A 19,546-nucleotide genomic window follows, 5' to 3' on the forward strand; every position below is an offset into this window, starting at 1 on the left:
TCTTGCTGTTTCTGGAGCAGTCTTTTGGTTATTGATAATTTCACTTGTTTTTGTTGGAGGCTATTAAAATGAATCAATCATATAAAGTTAGTCTAGAAAAATTACCAATAGAAAGCTTAGAGACACTGAAGACAGACATACAAAATAGAATTAATGATGGCTTGCGTACTGATAACAACGTATACATAAAAGACCAAAGAAGAAAACTTCAAATCGTTTTAGACGAGCTGGTTAGACGAAGTACACTTGTTCACTAAAGGAGGTGAATACAATGCCAATAGTACTTTACGGATTTGGAAGAGGAGCGTAAAAAAAGAGGGGATTAATCCCCTCATAAATTAATGAAATTGACCATTCATGCTTTGCTGAGCCATGCGAACCAAACGTTTTGTGATTTCTCCACCTACTGAATCATTTGCTCGGCTTGTTGTCTCAGGCCCTAAGTTCACACCGAACTCAGAAGCAATTTCATACTTCATTTGCTCAAGAGCGCCAGCAGCTTGAGGTACGAGTAATTCATTGCTGTTGTTTGATCTGTTTTGTTGAGCCATATGATCATCTCCTAAAGTAGTATGTAAAACAAGTTTGTTCAATTGTATTGTGTGGAGATGATTTGAGATTATACACATTAATTTGAAAAGAGGGGATTTAAATGTCAATTGGTCATGGAGCATGAGTTAACTCGTACTTAAACAAAGAAGGGGGGATAAAATGAAAATCGATTATGTTTCAGATCTTCATATTAACCACTGGATTCCTTGGAACAATAACCAACTCAAATGGGAAAGGCGAACAAGGGAAATTGTTAGAAGGTTAATATCGAATGGAAATGGAGAGGTATTAATCATTGCCGGTGACTTTACTGAGTGGAATCAGCAAACACTGTGGGTACTGGATGAAGTAGCAAAGCAATATGAAAAGGTTTATTTCACATATGGCAATCATGATCTTTATTTACTCAGCAAAAATCAGCAACGAAAATACTCAGATTCATTGGGAAGGTTAAATGATCTAATTCAAAAGGCTGCAGATATCAAGAATGTCACTCCATTGATAAAGTCAACGGATACATACAAAGGTAAAGTCTTTGCTGGAGATGTCATGTGGTATCTTCCTAAAGGAAATAAAGGGTGGGATTTCTTCAAAGGAGTCTCAAATGATTCAAACTATATCAGCCTTAATGGATACAGCAAAGAAGATGGGGTAAGAGCAATGTGGAAAGAGTCAATGGACTGGTATGACACTCTTGAAAACTCTCACATTGATGTATTTGTTTCGCATGTCCCTCCTGTTCACAATCCATATTCACCATTTGAGCCTAACAGCTGCTATATGGTCGATTTGCCATTCATTAATGCGGAACATTGGGTTTGTGGTCATGATCATTTACAAGCTGAGTTTGACAAAGATGGAACGAGCTTTCACATGAATTGTATCGGATATCCGTATGACTATGATAATTACCCGAGTGTCAATGTGATACCTGGTGAAAAAGTAGACACATATAAAACGTTTGATCTTAAAACATTTGAGATTTGAGGCGAATTTGTGAAGAAACAATTAGATGATGTGTGGACAGTCGTATATAAAGATCATGATGAAGAACCTATGGCCTTTTCATACTATTCCAAAACAGATGCGGAGATTGCAAAACTGACAATTGAAAAATCAAATGGTACTAAGTTAGTCAATGAAAAGGAAGAAGTCGTTGGGCATATTCATTTAGACTGGGTCTATTTAATACAAGGGAGGTTAATTAAAAACTGACTATAGAAAGGGGAATGCAAGGTGATAACAAACATTAAAGAATCCTATGTGTTAAGTGAGGAAAATATTGAAGAAGTAAACGTTAAGATTAATGAATTTTGTAAGAATGGATTTAGCCATGCTCATGATTGGATGGAGTATAGTGATATGCCAAGTAAAAGGTTTGATCAATTAACATTTGAAAAAGATTATCCTAGTTATAAATACAATAGTGAAGCTAAATGGATAAAAGGAAAATATAAAGATGAATCCGTAATTTGGTTAAGCTCATCTCAAAATAAAAGGATATTCCATTCAATCGGTATTGGCACTGAAATAATGTTTGTTGATAATGCTATATATTACATTGAGAAAACAAGAGACTGTAAATATGTTGGTAAAATTTATTAATGAAATTCTAATTTTATAGGGAGCTTTTAATTACGAGAGCAGTCCCCACAAACAACCATAAAAAAGGTTCATCACCCAATCTTTATAAATAATCACGAAGGAAGTGACTTTTATAATTTTTATAAGCACGATTGCCGTGTTGTCTATTTTAATTATGCTGGGGAAAGGGCACAAGGATAACTGTTATAAGTGTCATAACGGACATCTATTTAACATACCTCGAACTCAGACAGTCCAGGACTACGATGGTTTTAACGAAGAGATAAAAGTATGTCCTTATTGCGGATGCGATGAGTCTTTTTATGAAGAAGTTAAATAGCAAGTGTTGCACTTTTGAGCAACTGAAAATTTAGAATATGAGAAATTAACATGTGACCATTATGAGATTTAGGTAAAGGACTGGTTAAAATGTTGATTTCATTTAGAAGGGATAAATCTCAATGAAAGAAATTGAATTTGATGAAGTTAAGAAATTTGTTGAAGTAATGTCTAGAGAATTTAGATCAACAAAGATGATGAAAATTCACATTAGTTATGCTGAATGGTTAGTTGCAGAAGTCGAACGCTTAAGGGGGTTAGTCAAGTGAGTAATAGTTTAGAGAGTAAGATTAGTATTCATTTCAGTAATGGCTCACATATCGAGTCTAAACAACTCCCCAATACACTAAGGGGATACAATAGTAATTTCTTATGGGGACAAATGCAAGAGAGTACTACAAAGGAGCTTAAATGGTGGGGAGTCACTCTAACTGGAAATCAGAGAGCTGTTAAAGCTCTAAGTGAGTTAATGGACATCAACAAAACACTGTTCGAAAATCTGTACAAAGTGCACGCAAACACAATTGAAGAACATGTAAACAAATTATATGAACAGGTTCCTGAGTATGAGAAGAAGTTTTTGAAGTTTGTCAATGAGCAGATGCCTAATCTGAGGGTGTGCTTACAGTTCGAGCTACCTTATAATCTTCAACTAATATCCAGCATAGAATATGAAATTTACATATCCGATGCCGAAATTGATTGCGAATATCCACATGATGCTAGGGATTGCATTATTACTTTCTTTCAACGGGTACCAGAAATAATCGATTTGCACAAGGAGGGAATGAATGAAGAACGCAATGTCCTGGTTTGATATAAACTTCGAGACTAAAACAGACAATAAAATTGATGGAGCTCTTATGCGGTTGTTTGATCTCATGAAGAAAAGCCTTCATATTTATTTCAATATTGAGAACTCTTCTGATATTCATGAGTTTTTAAAAATCGCTGCAACAAAGAGCAATGTTGATTATTCCTTCATTGAATGGATTAGGGGAAAGGGCATCCCAAGATTAAAGAAAATTAATTTCGAAAATTTACCAAGCAATGACCAATTTCTTGCAATGATTGAGATCGATGAATATTGTCTTAAATGTGAGATGGATTTTAAAGAGCCAGAAGAGGTAAGGGGTTGCATCATCACGATCATTAATAGTATTCAGGAATATACTAATATTTGCAAACAGTTAATCAAAGGGGGCGAATGATCTGATCGTTACAGCTTGGATTTTGTTCGTTGCATTTGGGCTTGTGTTGTTAGCAAACATGGATTCTCAAGGGGATATTAAATTTGCAGTGTATATTGGTGTAATTAAATTTATTTCAGTATTTATTGTTGCAATTGCAGCAGGAGTGATTTGGGGAGGGTTATTTCAATGAAGACTATCAAATTATATGAACTTGTATTAGAAGGCAAAAAACCGATTATTAAATTTAACGATAATGTATATGAATGGATTGAAGAATCAGTCGATCCCATGATGATGGGGAAAATAGTTGGGGCATCAATTGAGCATGATGAGATTAAATTTTTATTAGATTTGAATCCTTTTGAAGCATACAATCGAAGCGTTGCGCGGCATGATTGGAGAGATGATGAAGGGAATAATGTTTTATCATGGTTTGAGACTTCTTTCTATCCGAAAAACGGAATTGCAGCTATTTACTTGCCTATTGATGAAAAAACAGAAATCGCATTTGATTTTATAGAAGAGGATTCTTTATTAAATGAATATGCAAAAAACACTCAAGACATGTCGTATGTTGAATGGCTGGAAAATGAAGTTAAGCAATTAAGGATTAAATAAAATCGGTCTTTTATATAGAAGAAAAAGGAGTGTAAAGGATGTACGTACCATTTAAAACAAAGAAAGAACGAGATAAATACGGAGCAGAAGTTAACATTTTAACTAAAGTTAAAGATTTGGCATTTTTAGAAGATGGGGAAAGCATGACAAGAAGCATGGTCGCAGATTACTTTGAGGTCAAAGATTATGAAATTAAAACAATGGTGAAAATTCACAAGCGTGAATTACAAGAAAATGGATTAGAAGTATTAACTGGCAAGGGTTTAATCGCATTTAAGCAAGCGTATTTATCAGACAGAAGTGAATATGAGGACAGTTCTCATTCATTAGAAATCTTTTCTCCCACAGCAGTTCTGAGAATTGGCTTATTATTAAAAGATTCTGCCATTGCAGTTCAAATTAGAAAAGCAGTGCACAATAAAAATCTTCCCGTAGTGCGATATTCAAGAAACAATAACATTACAAGTATTGAATGGAGTCAAGAACTTGAAGATTTAGTTTTTGATTACACGGAACGTGGTCTTCAGGAAGGGAAAACGTTAAAAAGCTTACATAAAAATTTGTCTGATATTTTAGGTATTGAAACTAAATTTATCAGCAACAGATGGTACAACAATTGGAACAACAAACTGCCACTAAAAAAGCGTCTTAGTAAAGAATTAGAGACAGCTGTTGCTAGGGGAGAACATTTACATAAAAATGCATTAGAAAATAGAGTAAATAAATTAGAAGATGAGCTAAGAAATTTAAAAATCCAACTAGGGTTATTACTGGGGGTCAATTAAATGATTAAAATTATCAATGGCAGTATTTAAAATGCTTCCGAAGATATCATTTGTCATCAAGTAAATTGTCAAGGAGTTATGGGGGCTGGATTGGCGAAGATAATCAAAGAAAAGTATCCATCTGCATACAGAGTTTATAAATATATGTGTGACAACGTAGTATACAAGCCTGACCTGTTAGGAAAGGTTCGAGAGGTAAAAGAACATGACGGAAAGATTATTGCCCATATCTTTGGACAACTCTCTTATGGAAGAGGAAGAGTATTCACCGACTATGAAGCTTTAAATTTAAAGTGTGACTTAGAGTTAATTAAAACCTCAGCTATGACAAATAGAAGATCCTTTGCCTTGCCTTATGGAATCGGGTGCGGCTTGGCGGGTGGAAATTGGAACGAAGTATATAAAATGATCGAGACCATTTTCGAGGACTACGAAGTGGCAATTTACAAGTTAGATTAGAACTAATTTTAGAATAAAAATAAAATAAGAGAATTGGAGGGCGTAGAAATAGCTGAAGAAATTAAGAAATTTCAAACACTGTTCAACAAAATGGAAAGGCAAATGAGCACGGTGAAAGAAGCTCTCGAGAACAAAGAATACGAAAGAGCCCACCGTAACCTTATTAACCTTTCAGATAATAATGAAGAATTAATGCAGGAAATCAGATGGGCTCGGAAAGGGATTAAGATTTAACTTTTCTTCTTTCTTCATGGTTCCATTCGTACAGCTCTTCAATTGAGCAACCAATGGCATCAGCAAAAGTCATTCCTGTAGCTAAGTTCATATTTGCTTTGGCTCCACTTATATAATCGTGGATACGTTGTCTCGGGTATCCTGTACGTTTGAAAAGGTCATCAACTGTGAGGTCATATTCAAACATTAATTCATTTAAACGAGGGCGCAGGGGTGTCCATTGCTTCATTTCATACACTTCTTTCAATATTAATTAACATAAAACAGTGTAGCAAAGGTCTATTCTAATTTCAATTTTGGTTTCAATAATTTAGGAGAGTGATTGATTGGGAGGTACAAACCAAGGTAAGGTTTTTGAAGCAAACATAGAAAAATCAGCTGCAGATCAAAAGCTGTTCTTCTACAGAATTAAAGATGTTAATCCAATGTTTTTAAAAAAGGGTGCAGCGGTATCTAAAAACAAATATGATTGCTTCTTACACTTTAAAGGATATCTGTTTCCATTTGAACTTAAATCAACAAAGAACAAGTCTGTGTCTTTTAGTGAAAAGATCATAAAGCCACAACAGATTAAACACTTAAAAGAGGCAGCGCAATATCCGAACATAATTCCTGGTTTTCTGTTTCAATTTAGAGAGCCTGAGAATAAGGTTTATTTCGTACATATTAATGATTTCCTTACATATAAGACCATAGCTGAAAATCAGTTACCACATACATATAAGAATAAAGTAAACAAGTCCAGCATTCCGATTTCCATATGTGAAGAGATCGGTACTGAAATACGCTGGATGAAGAAAAAAGTTAACTATACATATTATTTGAACAAACTTTGCGATGATTTGATTAAAAAAGAACAGCAGAGTGTGAGCGCTGTATGAGTGAATTCGTTAAATCATCGTCAAAGCAATCGTTTGAAATAGAAAAATATCGTATAACGATTGAAAGCATGAATCAACCATCGGCTGATGCAATTAAGAAAGTGAATCTAAAAGTGAATGAAGTAATGTCTAATTTATTAGCAAAAGAAAAGAGCCATTAAGCCGGCTCTTTTTTTGTTGTACTTAAACTATAATGCTTGTGACGATTATCGGGATGACCTTAATGCCGGTCGCGATGAATCATATTGCCGGCGGGGAAGGCAGCAAGGATTTCGGTGATCCGGCTAACCTTGCCCTCGGATTTACGGTGCTCGTCATCATCGTGCTGCTTTATCGGTTTACAAAAGGATTTTTGAAATCCATTTCGATTTTAATCGGCATTGTCATCGGGACGGCCATCGCATATTTTATGGGAAAAGTGCAATTTGACAATGTGGCGAATGCTGACGCAATTCAAATGATTAAACCGTTTTACTTCGGGACGCCGACATTTCATGCGGCACCGATTATTACGATGTCCATCGTTGCCATTGTCAGCCTTGTTGAGTCAACCGGCGTCTATTTCGCTCTCGGTGACCTGACAAACCGGCGCCTGTCTGAACGTGATTTAGCAAAAGGCTACCGCGCGGAAGGCCTGGCGGTATTCATCAGCGGCATTTTTAATGCTTTTCCGTACACGGCTTATTCCCAAAACGTCGGCCTCGTGCAGCTGACAGGAATTAAGAAAAACGCGGTTATCGGTGTCACGGGCGCACTTTTAATGCTCTTCGGCCTTTTTCCGAAAATCGCAGCCTTCACGACCATCATCCCGTCTTCCGTACTGGGAGGCGCGATGGTGGCCATGTTCGGCATGGTCATCTCCTACGGCATTAAAATGCTCAGTCAAATTGACTTTAAAAAGCAGGAAAACCTTCTGATTGTCGCGTGTTCGGTCGGATTGGGACTCGGTGTAACCGTCGTTCCCGATATGTTTAAGCACCTGCCGTCTTACTTCAATCTGCTGACCACAAACGGAATCGTCGCCGGAAGCTTTACCGCCGTGCTTTTGAACATTATTTATAATATGATTCCTAAAACGAAAAAAACCCTTGATGTAACAAGGGTTCAAGAGGGTTAGTCATCCGTTTTTCTTAAAAAAATAACATTTTAATAACATTTCTTTATGAAATCCCGAGATCGAGGATGCTTCCGAAAGTTTGCTGAACTTTTTGCGAGGCATCCTCTTTCATTTTATTTGTAACGTGGGTATAGATTTTCATTGTTGTTTTCACATCATCGTGGCCGACTCTTTTCATTACGGTCGCAATATCGACACCTGCTTCAGCTAACATACTGATATGTGAGTGTCTGAATATATGAGGAGTCGCATGTTTTTTTATGGATGTTTTTTTTAGAATTCTTTCCATCCGATATATGATGCTTTTTGGCAGGTAAGGGTACCCGTTTGCTCTTGCGAAAATAAAGTTTTCATTATGGTACTCAGATAATTTTGTTTGTGATTGCAAATGCATCTTTTTCACTTTCGTTTTATATGCTTTCAGCATGGCTATAATTTGATCGTCTATAGCAATTGTTCGAATTGATCCAGGTGTTTTGGGCGGAGTTAATTCATACTCTCTCATGTTATTACTTTCTGAATAAATGGTTTTAGTTATCCGGAGTTCTTTTGTTTCGAAATTGATGTCAGACCATTTGAGGGCACATAACTCGCCGGATCGCATACCGGAAAACGCCAGTAAATAAAATCGTTCCAGATCCATGTGTAAACCATGGTTTTTAACTACTGAAAGAAATTCCTCGATCTCCGATTTTTCAAGGTATTTTTCAGCTATGTTGTTATTTTCGATTTCTTCAACGGTTATACGTTTTTTAGGCACTATAGTGTCTGCAATAGGGTTGCTTTTGATTAGCTTTACTTTAACCGCATACTTGAAAATCATTCCTGCTGTTGTATGTACGCCACTCATCGTGCTTCGTGAATATCCTTGTTCTGATAGATCGTTTAGTATTTTTTGATACTGTCTTAAAGTTATTTTTCCGATATTCGTTTTGGCAATATAGGAGTTTAATATTTTCATTTCTTCTCTTCTAATTCGGACAGTGTTCTTTTTCTTCCCTGTTAACATATACTCTTCTAGCCATTCGGCTGCCACTTGATCAAAAGTCATCTTTTTCACTCTTGATTCATCGATGCCATCTTCATTTAAAGCAGCAATCGCATCACGGACTCTTTGCTCGGCTTCTTTTTTTGTTTTGCCCCGCCGCGGAATTTGCTTTCGTTTGCCGGTGACTGGGTCACGAGGGCCTTCTCCAACTGCTAACCATTTTTTACCCTTGATTAATTCTTTGGTATACATTCTTTCACCTCTTAGATTAAGTATAGGAGTTGTTTTAAATACAAATGAAATTAATGAGTAGGGGGAGGAGAGTTAATGTATTCTGGAAAAGAACTTATGTTCTGGTGTTTTGTTTAAAGAAAAGCCCTAAAAGGGCTAATCAAAATTTAAAAACAGGACTTTTCTCAACGACTCGATTTTTACTGATGAGATTCCGTTCAAGTCCGGATCAGTTTCAGATGAGAATAAGATTGAAAACCCTTGAACCATAAGGGATTAGGAACATGGTGAAATTATCCTTTCGGATCGGGTTCATTTGTATTCCGGTTCAAGTTCCGATCTTATTAGTAAACAGAAATAACTTAATAAACAATAAAGAATAATTACTTTTCCTCTTTTTTGTTTTTGAAATTCTCTGCAATCATTTTTTCAATTCCATCAAGTCGCCTTAGAGCATCTGCAAGATATTTATCTTTTTCATCCTCCGTCATCAGTTCCTGTCCTTCGACATTATCAAAACGAACATCATTCTGCTTACGGAGTTCTTTAGCTTTATCTTGGTAGTACTCTTGACCTCTCAGCAAGTAATCTATGGAGACACAAAAAAAATCAGATATTTTAATAAGTGTTTCGTGATCTGGCTCTCTTTTTCCCTGCTCATATGAAGCATAGGTTGTTCTTGCAATTCCTAATTTATCCGCAACTTCTTGCTGTTTTAATCTTTTATCAACTCTAAGGTCTTTAAGTCGATTAGAAAAATTCAAATTTATCGCCTCCCACGTTTTGTGGAACTAACAATATTATAACTCCACAATAAGCGTAGTATATGCTATTACTCAAAATGAGTAATATTTTTTAAAAAAGTATTTACAGGACTCGTAATGAGTAGTATATTTAAAACAACGACACGTTATGAGTATTGGGGGTGTGAGAAATAGCTTCTAAAGTAAATCAAAGAAATTGGTTAAAGCATATACGTTTATCAAAGGGCCTGACACAGAAAGAAGTTGCAAATAAAGCTAATATTGCTCGAACAACGTACGCGTCTATAGAACAAGGTGAAAGAAATGCACGAGTTCCGACAGCAAAAGCTATCGCTAATGTTCTGGATTTTAAATGGACTCTTTTTTTTGATGATTCAGTACGCGTTTTGAGTAGTGATCAAAAATCAAACACAGCATAGGAGGTACCAAGTATGTTTACCATGCAATACGACGATAACTTCATTGATCAAATTGCAGCAAAAATTGCTGAAAGGGCAACAGATATGTTAGTCAAGCGGCTGGGGGCGTTGAATGAGCTACCTCACATCTTAACCAGAGAAGAAGCGATGAAAGTACTCAGATGCGGTCAAACAAAAATGTCTGAACTCATGTCGCGACCTGATTTCCCGGTAAATGATGAGTTCGGCAAGAAAATTCCAACCCAGCTGCTATTTAAATGGATTGAAAGAAATACCCGTTGGGTGGAGGAAAATACCCAGTATTTCCGTAAGGGGGCAACCGCATGAATCAACTTGTTTTTATTGAAGGCGATCAAGTTGTAACCGATAGCCTGACTGTTGCTGAGGTATTCGGAAAGCGTCATGATCATGTTTTACGTGATATTAAAAACCTTGATTCTAGTAAAGAATTTAATCTCCACAATTTTGGGGAGGTTGAATATAAGGACAATAGGAATCGCACTTATAAAAAATATCTCATCAAGCGTGACGGTCTTACATTCTTAGTTTTTGGTTACACAGGTGCAAAGGCAGCGCTGTTTAAAGAAAAGTATATTTCGGAGTTTAACCGAATGGAAAATGAGCTTCAGAAACTAAAGCAGCCGTCTTATATGATTGATGATCCAGTCAGCCGAGCAAAGCGATGGATCACCGAACAGGAAGAACGGCAACAGCTTGAACAAACATTGAGGATTCAGGAGCCGTTGGTCAGTTTTGCTGAATCGTGTATGGCGTCTGAAAAATCCCTGCTTGTCAGAGAGGTTGCAAAACTTGCATCAAAACAAGGCATTGTTATTGGTGAGAGGCAGTTGTTTCAGAAATTACGAGATTGGAAGATGATCTTTTCCAACAAAAATGAACCTTATCAAGAATATGTGAACCGCGGTTACTTTGAAGTAGCACAGGGAGTTCGAGAAGTAAGCGGAAAGTCAAAAACGTGGCTCACAATGAAGATTACACCAAAGGGACAAGCCTACATCATTAACAAGTTGAAAAAGCAACAGGCGAGTTAGTGTTTCCATTACTTAAATTTTATCAGTAAAAAACTGAATATATCAGGAGGCAAACATATGGAGAACAACCCATACAATTTGCGAAATTTACCGCAGATTATGCGTGGTGTCCGAAAATCGGCGGGCCTTGCACAGTATCAAATCGGTAATTTAATTGGGGGAAAGGATCAACGATATGTTTCTGATGTGGAAAATGGCTTTAGCAAACTCACTCCTGAACTATGCATTAAGTGGTTTGAAGTATGTGAAGCCTATGAACATATTGATCTCGTGCATTATCTTTTCCGTCTGCACCCAACAGCGGCTGCACCCATTGATCCTGCATTAAATGAAAGTGCAAGTGCCGCGGTAATCAATATGGTCCATCAGTTGGAAGAGGCCTTGGAAGCAACAAAACATCTAGCCCGTTGGCTGGCAAGTGACAGGCCGGGTAGGAGGGCAGGTGAACTGCCAATGGGTGATATTAAACAGATTTTCGATCTTATCCCGGCAAACAAGACACTCATTTATTCACTAGCCCGCGGACACGGTTTAAAGATACAAGAACTAGCTGATAGGTGGACAAGAAAAGCACTAGTTGATCAAGTAGCAATGGCAAAACATGAGGAGAGGCAGGCAATTACGATATGAACAACAATCAATTTCTTAAATCAGATTTAGAAGCTGCTAAACGGAAAGTGGATTCAGCAGAAGAATTGGCGATTATGCTAAGTGAGGCCCTGCGTGATGGTGATTACGAGGAAGCCATTAGCTTAGCCGGAAGCATAAAAGTTTTGACGGAGGATATTAACCGGTTAGCAAACAAAGGCCGTTTGTACGATGTAGCTATGAAAATGCAGCAGCGAGGTATTAATTTAACTGTAATAAGCAGGTGCTCGCAATGAACATTGAAAATCCAATGGTTTTGAACAACTGGCACGATAAAACGTCAGAACCTGAAATAAAAAAGGATTTTTTTGGGGACATCATAATGCCAACAGATGATTATGTAATCGACAGCGGCGAGGTAATTTTGAGGGATAATCTTGAACGGTACTTAAAGGAGCAGCTTGGTTTTGAATTTCAAACATCGCAATAAAAAAGCCCACTCGGCAAAGTGGACTTCGTAAGGCGTTTTGATTATTGATTGGAACCTAATTATATCAAAACGCCTCATAGAAAACAATGGAGGTTTTATAAATGGCAAAATCAATTACAGTGTCATTCAGCGACCGGGCGGACGACCAGGAACGTTTAAGTCAGGTTGGCGGTTCAATTACATTTGATAAGTATGGCCGTCCTGTTTTCAGTTTTCCGTCAATGGACGCATACCGAGAATGGCAGAGGCGCGGCACAAAAGCTTATTTGAGAGAGGTGGCAGCAAAATGAATGGATTGTCTCAGGTAGATTACTCAGATTATATGCCCGCACCTCAACAGGCAACCAACGTGACTACCGAAGCTATGGTCAGTCGTCAAGCTCAAGAGGTACAGGCTGCTATGGTCATTGCTAAGAAATTCCCGCGGGATGTATACGCGGCGTTCGATCGGATTAAGAAAGCATGTGAACGGAGGCTTTTGGCCGAGAACGCGGTGTATGAATATCCGCGAGGCGGCTCAAAAGTATCTGGTCCTTCTATACGTCTTGCTGAAGCGTTGGCGCAGAACTGGGGAAATATTGATTACGGGATTATGGAACTGGAACAGAAGGCAGGAGAATCGTCTGTCATGGCTTATGCCTGGGACCTCGAAACGAATACCCGTCAAACCAAGATTTTCACGGTTAAGCATGAACGGAAAGCGCGCGGTGCTATTACAAAGCTTGATGATCCAAGGGATATTTATGAAATGGTTGCCAATCAAGGCGCGCGGCGGTTGCGTGCCTGCATACTTGGAGTAATTCCAGGCGATATCGTAGATGCTGCGGTTGATATGTGTCAGCAAACATTAATCAGCGGCCATAAAGAACCTTTGGAGGATCGTCTCAGAAACGCTTTATCTCTTTTCAAAAAAGAGTTTGGCGTTACAAAAGAAATGATCCAGGAATACATCGGCAATTCGATCGATGCTTTCACTGAACAAGATTTCTTGAAAATTGGACGCATTTACACGTCCCTTCGTGATGGGATGGCAAAGAAAGAGGATTACTTCAATATCAAGGCCACAGGCGCGACTAAGTCAAAGGCTGAAGAAGAATTTAAAAAGCAAAAAGAGCAAGTTGGGAAGGCAGATGAAAAAAAGAAAAAGGCTGGTGATCCTGCTGATGAGGACGATTCCGGCGCTAAACAAGGAGAATTACTATTCTAACGAGATTGATAGATATTACATGTCAAATTCTCAATATAAGAGCTTTCTGCAATGCGAGGCGGCAACAATGGCCAAGATTAACGGTGAATGGGTGCCGCCGGGTTCAGAGGCTCTCCTCTTCGGTCAATATGTTCATGCCTGGCTTGAAGGGAAACAGGTATTTGATGAATTCAAGAGAAACACGCCATCACTTTTTACACAAAAAGGCCAGCTGTACAAGCAATATCAGTTAGCTGATCTGATGATTGAGGCGATTCAACAGGACGAACTCTGTATGTTCGTTCTGCAAGGAGCAAAGGAAGTTATCGTAACGGCTGAACTTTTCGGTGTTCCGTGGAAAGGCAAGCTGGACGTATACAACCCGGCCGGCAGCCGTTTTGCAGATCTGAAAACAACCCGTTCACTTCGAGAAAAGGTGTGGAATCCGGAAATAGGCTATTGCTCGTTTGTCGAAGCATACGGATACATCGGACAGATGGCGCTCTACGCAGAAATGGAAAAGCGTATGACTGGGCGTAACGAGTGGCTTGAACCTCTTATCGTGGGGGTGTCTAAAGAGGATCCGCCGGATAAAGCAGTCATCAATATCGATAAGGGTCGAATGGAAGTAGAGCTTGAAGAGATTGAGCAGCGCATGGGTCGTATCCTGCAAGTGAAACATGGCGGCGAAAAGCCGGAGCGGTGTGAGAGATGCAAATATTGCCGTGCAACAAATCAGTTAAACAGTATTATTCATTTCTCGGAGCTGATCAGCTGATGGAAAAGGATTTAATTAAGGTTCCGATTCCGCATTGTTATTACTGGCTGGTTAAGACAGTAAGGCGTGAAATGAGGAAGGGCTTATATACACGGTATGTAACGGACTATCTGAAGACAAATGAACCGTCTTTAGAATTAACAGATATTGATTTTAAGGCTCTAACAGCAGTGTGTAAAAGGAAGTAGGTGAGCGATATGGATACGCAAGGATTAGGCTATGTCATTTTACCCCGCCTGCCATTTAAAGATTCACGGGATGAGACAATATACGATCATTTATTCAAACGGGCAGAGTATAGAGCGGATCAGGATTTAGAGCCCGGTCAGACAATCATTAAGCTTGTGGAATTAGCAAAGCGTTTTAATTGGTCATCCGATCAGATCAAATACTCGTTAGACAGAATGGTCAAGCAGGAGTATTTAAAACTGGACAGGCTGCCGCAAAAACGCGGCTTTATTGTTACAGTTTTGAATTACGCGGATTACATACAGCTTGGCAATTACAACAAGAAGAAGGATCTTGTCCAAGCGTCGGAAGAAAGAAAGGAAGTTGATGAAAAAGTGAAAAATGTCTTTGAATTATTCGAGAACAAAGTCGCCCGTACTATCGGACCAATTGAAGCTCAGCGAATTGGCTATATGGTTGAAGATTACGGCGAGGAGAAGGTCATGGAGGCTATGAAACAGGCTTTCAGGAACAAGGGCAACAAGGTTGGTTTAAATTACATTGAAGCAGTTCTATCAAATCCGTTTACGCAGAAGAGAAAGGAGAAAAAACAGCATGATAGCTCACAAAACACAAAGTACGGACATGGCAATGGCGGGCATTCTCAAAAAACTACGGGACAGGTCAGCCCAATTTTCAGCGGAACAGGCCGCCTCAGAAGAAAAGGTTGAATATGATTGTCCTGACTGCAAGGACAAAGGAATCATTGTTTATCGGATTCACCAAGATACTGAACGACAGCTGAGAAAAGAACAAAAAACAATGGAGAGTCTTAACGCTGATCAAATGGTGAGGGAAGAGGATTACCTAGCAGGAAAAGTGTGCTTGCCGGATAAGGCCCGGGAATGGAAAACCACATTTTCAAAGCAATGCGAGTGTGTAAAACGAAAAAAGATCGCGCGGCTTATGAAGGCCAGCGGCATTACGGAGGAATTTGAAATGCTCTTATTCGGTAATTTTATTACAGACGGCAAGCCTGCCATGATTAAAGACGCATATGAGTGCGCTATGGAATACTTTAAGGATTTTCAAAAAGTTAAAGGAGAACGTTCGAACAGCATCGCCCTCCTTGGGCAGCCTGGCAGCGGAAAAACGCACCTATTAACGGCAATCATGAACAACCTTATTAAGAAAAAATCTGTTTACTGCATGTATTTCCCTTACGTTGAAGGGATGGGGAATTTAAGAGATAACTTTGATCAACTAGAGTCCAAGCTTGATGCAATGAGAAAAGCGGACGTTCTATTCATCGACGATTTATTTAAACCAGTAAAGGGAGAACCGCGGGCCACAGATTGGCAGGTTGAGCAGATCCAGTCGGTCGTTAATTATCGCTACCTGAATCACAAACCCCTGCTGGTTTCATCAGAATTAGATACAGCAGCATTATTAGATATAGACGAAGCGCTCGGATCTCGGATACATCAGATGTGCCGTAATTATACGGTAACCATCAAGGGAGACCGAATGCAATTAAATCATAGGTTAGGAGAATGGGAATGAGCTTAAAAACGAACGTTCAAGGATCCGGAGGGATTTATATGTTCGGCCCCGCTGAACAGACAGGCGGACAGGATCTCACACCGGCGATTAGGGTCCTGGAGGAGAAAATAAGGCAAATGGAGCTGGTGAGAAGTGCTTAAAGCAGTTGCTGCGCTGCCAGTCATATTACTGACTGCACCTTACAAGGAAAAGCAGATCGAGCATTGGGAACAGATTGACGGGAGGTAAAAGGCTGTTGAGTTCTATTCAGTTTATTGTTTACGGAGAGCCGATCGCACAAGGACGGCCGCGAGGATCCATTCAAAACGGAAAGGTTAGAATGTACGATCCTGTAAAGTCAAAAAATTTTAAGCAGTATGTGGCACTGGTTGCGTCTCAGCATCGACCGAAGCAGGTTATTACTGGTCCTGTCGCAATGGAAGTCAGAGTTTTCAGACCGATGCCGAAAACTGTATCCGGATCCAAGAGAAAAAAGGAGAACGCTGAAAAAGGCCTTTTACGCCCTGTAACAAAGCCGGACGTCGATAACTATGTAAAAGGTGTCAAAGACGCTTTAAACCATTTGATATACAAGGATGATAGTCAGGTAGTCGATTTGAAAGTCAGCAAGTTTTACAGCGAAGAGCCGCGGGTGGAAGTCATTATAACGGAGATTGTGTCATGACACGCCGCTTTTTCTATGGACCCTAAATCAAATTATCAGGAGGTCAACAACATGCAAGAAAACAACAATAATCCTTACGTGCCAGGACCGGTGAAGGAATGGAAGATGACGCCGGAAGAACTAGCAGCATATGTCGAAAAACATCCAATCATATACCGAGAGGAACTAAAGCCGTCCCCAGCATTCACAATGAGCGGCTGGGAGAACCCCTACTAAGGGCATAAAAAAACACCGAAGCTTATGCCTCAGTGCTTATGAATCGAATTGGTACTTCTATCATAGCACAGGAGGAGTCTAGGTGTACAACCCTAAAGAAATTAAAAATCACGAAGGAAGTATTCAGCAAAGTATGGAGCCTGGGAAAATTCGTATCATCGTTTTAGATGGTACTGAAGGAACAGCGCATGTATTGGATGTCCCAGAGCACGGAAAGACCATCATCCAAACATCAAAAGGAAGCTTTGCGCGAGTCGATCACGAAATAGGATTCAAGGTGAAATAAAACGAATGTAATTATTCAGCAAAGGGGTTTTTGAATTGATGCCATTACAAGTCAAATTACAACGTGTCGTCAAAGCAACGAAAGATGAAGCGATGACCGTCGAACAGGCAGCAGAATATTTGAAAGTTCCCAAACAATATATACCGGTCCTTGTAGCGCGTTCAGATGATTTAAAGATGATTGGTGATGAAACAATTATTGCAAAACGGGATAAAACTAATATTTGGCTGGTCGGGGCATGCGTGGGGCTTTTCTTCTTCGCTGTCTCTGTCCTGCCGGGAATGTTGGGGTGACGGGATGAAAAGTATTGAATTGTTCGCCGACATTGGGGGAATCGCTCTTGCGGCTGAATGGGCCAGCGTTGAGACGGTAGCATTCTGTGAGCGTGAACCTTGTCAAAAGGTATTAAACAAAAATTTCCCGGACGTTCCCATCTTCAGTGATGTATGTACCTTGAATAGACAGTTTTTAGAGGAAGAAAGACGAGCGAAAAAGCAGTATGTCAGGTTGGAGAATACAGTCTCAAGTCTAGAGGGGAAGCGAGTCGGTGGACAGCTGAACTCGACGTGGGTCGAGTGGCTTGTGGGATTCCCGACCGGGTGGACAGAATTAAAGGATTAGGCAACGCGATTGTGCTGTAGTAGATTTATCCGATATTTAGATTTTTAAGAGATTTCACAGTTGAAAGACATAATTTCACTTTTTTATGGTTTAATATGAATATAAATTATAAAAGGTGGGTTACTTTTTGGCTGTATCATTAGAAAACTTAGACGACTTAGAATTGACTTTGCTCTATAGTGAGTTACTCAAGGAGTTGAAGCATCGAGGTATAATACGTACGAATAATGTGGTTGGAGAGCTTGGGGAATACTTAGCCATTAATTTTTACAATAAAACTAAAGGGCTACCTAACCTTCAGGCTGCTCCGACAGGCACTCAAAATATCGATGCTTTAAGCATAAAAGGAGATCGATATAGTATTAAAACAACAACCGGAAATGTTACGGGAGTTTTTTATGGTTTGAACGATCCCGAATTAACGGATGCTGATGTTCAAAAATTCGAATATGTAATAATTGTCTTGTTTGATAAAGAGTATGCTTTAAAAGGAATATACGAATTAAGTTGGGATAGTTTTATACAGCATAAGCGTTGGCACAAGAGAATGAGAGCTTGGAATCTATCTATAACTAAATCATTGCTTTCTGATTCAAAAAAAATTTTTTGAAAAAAGATTAGAGCTTAACATAGGATGTGATTGTTAATTGGTTAAAGCAGTAATAAAAAAACTCTTTATGAATAGATTCGTAAACTTTTCCCTTGCTTTTATATTCTCCATGTTACTAACTGTATCAGTAGCATCGTTTTTTGAATCGATAAATAAACCGACGTGGTCATCTAACACTATTGTTATAGGAGTTCACGGATTAATGTATTACTACCTTATATTTGGTCTAATAACCCCTTTAGAACAGATTAAACCACCTAAAAATTTATTTCAATGGTTAGAGAACCCAATAATATATGAACCGAATACATTCTTTAAGAACCTAGAAGAAATAAAAATTGATAAGCAGAACCTCCATAATAACCTTAATAATTTTCGTTTACAGTTATTGATTTATACAAGTCATGATATTACAAAGCTAAGAATGCTTAAAGCTCTTGTTCGTACTAAAATCACTGAGGGTAGCCTAGACACGATAAACCGTACAATAATTACATTACTAGCAGGTCCGTTGTTTCTATACGTTATTAGAAACAATGCCTTTATGGAAAGCATTAAAATTCCATTAAAAGATGCAAACCCGTTATTAATGAATGTTATGAATATTTCTTTAATTTTGATGCTTTTTCTGTCTATTATTATTAATATCGTTTTCCTTTTTTCGGGAAATAAAAAACGTTTAAAGTTTATAGAAGAAATGGCTGATGCCTGTATAGAGGATATTAAAACGAAATAAGTCCAAGACGGAAAGCCTGCGGACACTGATCATTGCACAGAATTACTGTGCTCTGATTGGTGTCCGTTTTTTATTTGTCCAAGGGAACGACATGAAACAGGAATGAAAAAGCCTAATAAAAAACGCATAGGAGTTGTTCTGGACGACTTTTAGCGACGATGAAGGCCCAAAAAAGCAAATATTCGGACGAGGCAAGAACGGACCATTTAAAACAGAAAGAATAAGGGGAGTTTTAGGATGAAATACGGATTCGCTTATAAGCACGGAAAGCTTGTAAATATCTTTTGCGGCAGAGAAGAGCTCTATAACGAGTTGAAAACCTTCTTGGTCAAAACCTTCAACTTAAGAGTTTCGGAGGTATCTAGACGCCAGTATATTGCTGAACAAAAAAATAATAATTGGAACGATACATATTCATTTTGAG

35 protein-coding genes and 2 pseudogenes are annotated in these 19,546 nt (G+C 38.6%); 33 read left to right on the forward strand and 4 right to left on the reverse strand.

The features are described 5' to 3' along the window. Positions 1–68 precede the first annotated feature (68 nt). Positions 69–257, forward strand: coding sequence for a hypothetical protein (locus ABK447_RS09925; protein ID WP_349909960.1), 189 nt, complete (start codon positions 69–71; stop codon positions 255–257). 81 nt (positions 258–338) lie between these two features. On the opposite strand, the gene ABK447_RS09930 is transcribed toward ABK447_RS09925, so the two are convergent. Further along, entirely contained in the window at positions 339–551 is a 213-nt protein-coding gene (locus ABK447_RS09930) for an alpha/beta-type small acid-soluble spore protein (protein WP_349909962.1), read from the reverse strand. A gap of 160 nt (positions 552–711) precedes the next feature. Here ABK447_RS09930 and ABK447_RS09935 point away from each other — a divergent pair, with 160 nt between their 5' ends. From ABK447_RS09935 to ABK447_RS20910, 10 genes are all read left to right on the forward strand, one after another. Continuing rightward, positions 712–1,539: a metallophosphoesterase gene (locus ABK447_RS09935; protein WP_349909964.1), complete on the forward strand. Its 828-nt coding sequence runs from the start codon at positions 712–714 to the stop codon at positions 1,537–1,539. Between the two features lie 9 nt (positions 1,540–1,548). Next, positions 1,549–1,767 carry a hypothetical protein gene (locus ABK447_RS09940; protein WP_106021338.1) on the forward strand — a complete coding sequence of 73 codons (219 nt, stop codon included), beginning with the start codon at positions 1,549–1,551 and terminating at the stop codon, positions 1,765–1,767. Positions 1,768–1,788: 21 nt separating this feature from the next. Continuing rightward, entirely contained in the window at positions 1,789–2,157 is a 369-nt protein-coding gene (locus ABK447_RS09945; RefSeq protein ID WP_349909966.1) for a hypothetical protein, read from the forward strand. Positions 2,158–2,597: 440 nt separating this feature from the next. Next, positions 2,598–2,744 carry a hypothetical protein gene (locus tag ABK447_RS09950; RefSeq protein WP_094246823.1) on the forward strand — a complete coding sequence of 49 codons (147 nt, stop codon included), beginning with the start codon at positions 2,598–2,600 and terminating at the stop codon, positions 2,742–2,744. Next, a complete protein-coding gene (locus ABK447_RS09955; RefSeq protein WP_197200289.1) occupies positions 2,741–3,292 on the forward strand; it encodes a hypothetical protein in 552 nt (183 codons plus the stop codon). The genes ABK447_RS09950 and ABK447_RS09955 overlap by 4 nt, the downstream gene beginning before the upstream one ends. Continuing rightward, the gene (locus ABK447_RS09960) at positions 3,267–3,686 is read left to right on the forward strand and encodes a hypothetical protein (protein WP_197200288.1); all 420 of its coding nucleotides are present in this window, start codon (positions 3,267–3,269) and stop codon (positions 3,684–3,686) included. Before ABK447_RS09955 ends, ABK447_RS09960 begins: the two co-directional genes overlap by 26 nt. 168 nt (positions 3,687–3,854) lie before the next feature. Further along, positions 3,855–4,286, forward strand: a complete 432-nt coding sequence (locus ABK447_RS09965) for a hypothetical protein (protein ID WP_160342484.1) — start codon at positions 3,855–3,857, stop codon at positions 4,284–4,286. Positions 4,287–4,324: 38 nt separating this feature from the next. Continuing rightward, a complete protein-coding gene (locus tag ABK447_RS09970; protein WP_225046076.1) occupies positions 4,325–5,071 on the forward strand; it encodes a hypothetical protein in 747 nt (248 codons plus the stop codon). Positions 5,072–5,161: 90 nt separating this feature from the next. Then, a complete protein-coding gene (locus ABK447_RS09975; RefSeq protein WP_326252590.1) occupies positions 5,162–5,530 on the forward strand; it encodes an Appr-1-p processing protein in 369 nt (122 codons plus the stop codon). Between the two features lie 90 nt (positions 5,531–5,620). Continuing rightward, positions 5,621–5,764, forward strand: a complete 144-nt coding sequence (locus ABK447_RS20910) for a hypothetical protein (RefSeq protein ID WP_323054506.1) — start codon at positions 5,621–5,623, stop codon at positions 5,762–5,764. Here ABK447_RS20910 and ABK447_RS09980 read toward each other — a convergent pair. Continuing rightward, entirely contained in the window at positions 5,754–5,993 is a 240-nt protein-coding gene (locus tag ABK447_RS09980; protein WP_014470254.1) for a helix-turn-helix transcriptional regulator, read from the reverse strand. The genes ABK447_RS20910 and ABK447_RS09980 overlap by 11 nt on opposite strands. A gap of 97 nt (positions 5,994–6,090) precedes the next feature. Between ABK447_RS09980 and ABK447_RS09985 the strand changes: the two genes are divergently transcribed. Next, a complete protein-coding gene (locus tag ABK447_RS09985) occupies positions 6,091–6,645 on the forward strand; it encodes a hypothetical protein (protein ID WP_349909970.1) in 555 nt (184 codons plus the stop codon). 196 nt (positions 6,646–6,841) lie between these two features. After that, positions 6,842–7,762 (forward strand): annotated as a pseudogene (locus tag ABK447_RS09990) (nucleobase:cation symporter-2 family protein); the annotation flags it as partial. Positions 7,763–7,805: 43 nt separating this feature from the next. Here ABK447_RS09990 and ABK447_RS09995 read toward each other — a convergent pair. Next, positions 7,806–9,002 (reverse strand): tyrosine-type recombinase/integrase, encoded by a 1,197-nt coding sequence (locus tag ABK447_RS09995; protein ID WP_349909972.1) that lies wholly within the window; start codon positions 9,000–9,002, stop codon positions 7,806–7,808. Between the two features lie 362 nt (positions 9,003–9,364). Further along, positions 9,365–9,745, reverse strand: a complete 381-nt coding sequence (locus ABK447_RS10000) for a helix-turn-helix domain-containing protein (protein WP_043021753.1) — start codon at positions 9,743–9,745, stop codon at positions 9,365–9,367. A 260-nt stretch (positions 9,746–10,005) separates the two neighbouring features. Between ABK447_RS10000 and ABK447_RS20915 the strand changes: the two genes are divergently transcribed. The 20 genes and pseudogenes from ABK447_RS20915 to ABK447_RS10100 all read left to right on the forward strand — a co-directional run bounded on the left by ABK447_RS20915 (position 10,006) and on the right by ABK447_RS10100 (position 19,545). Next, a complete protein-coding gene (locus ABK447_RS20915) occupies positions 10,006–10,164 on the forward strand; it encodes a helix-turn-helix domain-containing protein (protein WP_373431977.1) in 159 nt (52 codons plus the stop codon). Positions 10,165–10,176: 12 nt separating this feature from the next. Beyond that, the gene (locus ABK447_RS10010) at positions 10,177–10,491 is read left to right on the forward strand and encodes a hypothetical protein (RefSeq protein ID WP_101311995.1); all 315 of its coding nucleotides are present in this window, start codon (positions 10,177–10,179) and stop codon (positions 10,489–10,491) included. Next, positions 10,488–11,216 (forward strand): phage regulatory protein/antirepressor Ant, encoded by a 729-nt coding sequence (locus ABK447_RS10015; protein WP_014418219.1) that lies wholly within the window; start codon positions 10,488–10,490, stop codon positions 11,214–11,216. The genes ABK447_RS10010 and ABK447_RS10015 overlap by 4 nt, the downstream gene beginning before the upstream one ends. Before the next feature lie 57 nt (positions 11,217–11,273). Next, positions 11,274–11,846: a helix-turn-helix transcriptional regulator gene (locus tag ABK447_RS10020; protein WP_014418218.1), complete on the forward strand. Its 573-nt coding sequence runs from the start codon at positions 11,274–11,276 to the stop codon at positions 11,844–11,846. After that, positions 11,843–12,100: a YqaH family protein gene (locus ABK447_RS10025; RefSeq protein ID WP_014418217.1), complete on the forward strand. Its 258-nt coding sequence runs from the start codon at positions 11,843–11,845 to the stop codon at positions 12,098–12,100. The genes ABK447_RS10020 and ABK447_RS10025 overlap by 4 nt, the downstream gene beginning before the upstream one ends. Then, positions 12,097–12,294, forward strand: coding sequence for a hypothetical protein (locus tag ABK447_RS10030; protein WP_046341367.1), 198 nt, complete (start codon positions 12,097–12,099; stop codon positions 12,292–12,294). The genes ABK447_RS10025 and ABK447_RS10030 overlap by 4 nt, the downstream gene beginning before the upstream one ends. Before the next feature lie 101 nt (positions 12,295–12,395). After that, positions 12,396–12,584, forward strand: a complete 189-nt coding sequence (locus tag ABK447_RS10035) for a hypothetical protein (protein WP_038458929.1) — start codon at positions 12,396–12,398, stop codon at positions 12,582–12,584. Continuing rightward, on the forward strand, positions 12,581–13,501 hold the full coding sequence (locus ABK447_RS10040; protein WP_025852621.1) for a hypothetical protein: 921 nt from the start codon (positions 12,581–12,583) through the stop codon (positions 13,499–13,501). The genes ABK447_RS10035 and ABK447_RS10040 overlap by 4 nt, the downstream gene beginning before the upstream one ends. Beyond that, the gene (locus tag ABK447_RS10045; protein WP_371877451.1) at positions 13,425–14,258 is read left to right on the forward strand and encodes a PD-(D/E)XK nuclease-like domain-containing protein; all 834 of its coding nucleotides are present in this window, start codon (positions 13,425–13,427) and stop codon (positions 14,256–14,258) included. Before ABK447_RS10040 ends, ABK447_RS10045 begins: the two co-directional genes overlap by 77 nt. A gap of 197 nt (positions 14,259–14,455) precedes the next feature. Next, positions 14,456–15,157, forward strand: coding sequence for a DnaD domain protein (locus ABK447_RS10050; RefSeq protein WP_046341364.1), 702 nt, complete (start codon positions 14,456–14,458; stop codon positions 15,155–15,157). Continuing rightward, a complete protein-coding gene (locus ABK447_RS10055; protein WP_079891877.1) occupies positions 15,078–15,989 on the forward strand; it encodes an ATP-binding protein in 912 nt (303 codons plus the stop codon). The genes ABK447_RS10050 and ABK447_RS10055 overlap by 80 nt, the downstream gene beginning before the upstream one ends. Then, positions 15,986–16,129 carry a hypothetical protein gene (locus tag ABK447_RS10060; RefSeq protein WP_192840832.1) on the forward strand — a complete coding sequence of 48 codons (144 nt, stop codon included), beginning with the start codon at positions 15,986–15,988 and terminating at the stop codon, positions 16,127–16,129. The genes ABK447_RS10055 and ABK447_RS10060 overlap by 4 nt, the downstream gene beginning before the upstream one ends. 95 nt (positions 16,130–16,224) lie before the next feature. Further along, the gene (locus ABK447_RS10065; protein WP_046341362.1) at positions 16,225–16,653 is read left to right on the forward strand and encodes a RusA family crossover junction endodeoxyribonuclease; all 429 of its coding nucleotides are present in this window, start codon (positions 16,225–16,227) and stop codon (positions 16,651–16,653) included. A gap of 51 nt (positions 16,654–16,704) precedes the next feature. Then, positions 16,705–16,869, forward strand: a complete 165-nt coding sequence (locus ABK447_RS10070; RefSeq protein WP_162918043.1) for a hypothetical protein — start codon at positions 16,705–16,707, stop codon at positions 16,867–16,869. A gap of 82 nt (positions 16,870–16,951) precedes the next feature. Beyond that, positions 16,952–17,155 carry an XtrA/YqaO family protein gene (locus tag ABK447_RS10075; RefSeq protein ID WP_025852610.1) on the forward strand — a complete coding sequence of 68 codons (204 nt, stop codon included), beginning with the start codon at positions 16,952–16,954 and terminating at the stop codon, positions 17,153–17,155. Between the two features lie 35 nt (positions 17,156–17,190). Then, the gene (locus ABK447_RS10080) at positions 17,191–17,448 is read left to right on the forward strand and encodes a hypothetical protein (RefSeq protein ID WP_046341360.1); all 258 of its coding nucleotides are present in this window, start codon (positions 17,191–17,193) and stop codon (positions 17,446–17,448) included. Positions 17,449–17,452: 4 nt separating this feature from the next. Then, positions 17,453–17,635 (forward strand): annotated as a pseudogene (locus tag ABK447_RS20920) (DNA cytosine methyltransferase); the annotation flags it as partial. A 268-nt stretch (positions 17,636–17,903) separates the two neighbouring features. Continuing rightward, positions 17,904–18,386: a hypothetical protein gene (locus ABK447_RS10090; RefSeq protein ID WP_207579543.1), complete on the forward strand. Its 483-nt coding sequence runs from the start codon at positions 17,904–17,906 to the stop codon at positions 18,384–18,386. 202 nt (positions 18,387–18,588) lie between these two features. Beyond that, a complete protein-coding gene (locus tag ABK447_RS10095) occupies positions 18,589–19,122 on the forward strand; it encodes a hypothetical protein (protein ID WP_229024204.1) in 534 nt (177 codons plus the stop codon). Between the two features lie 237 nt (positions 19,123–19,359). Next, complete coding sequence (locus tag ABK447_RS10100) at positions 19,360–19,545, forward strand: hypothetical protein (RefSeq protein ID WP_088056589.1); 186 nt, start codon at positions 19,360–19,362, stop codon at positions 19,543–19,545. Position 19,546: the final 1 nt, after the last annotated feature.

This window comes from Bacillus sp. hwrm1, from assembly GCF_040207805.1.
GTDB lineage: Bacteria > Bacillota > Bacilli > Bacillales > Bacillaceae > Bacillus > Bacillus velezensis.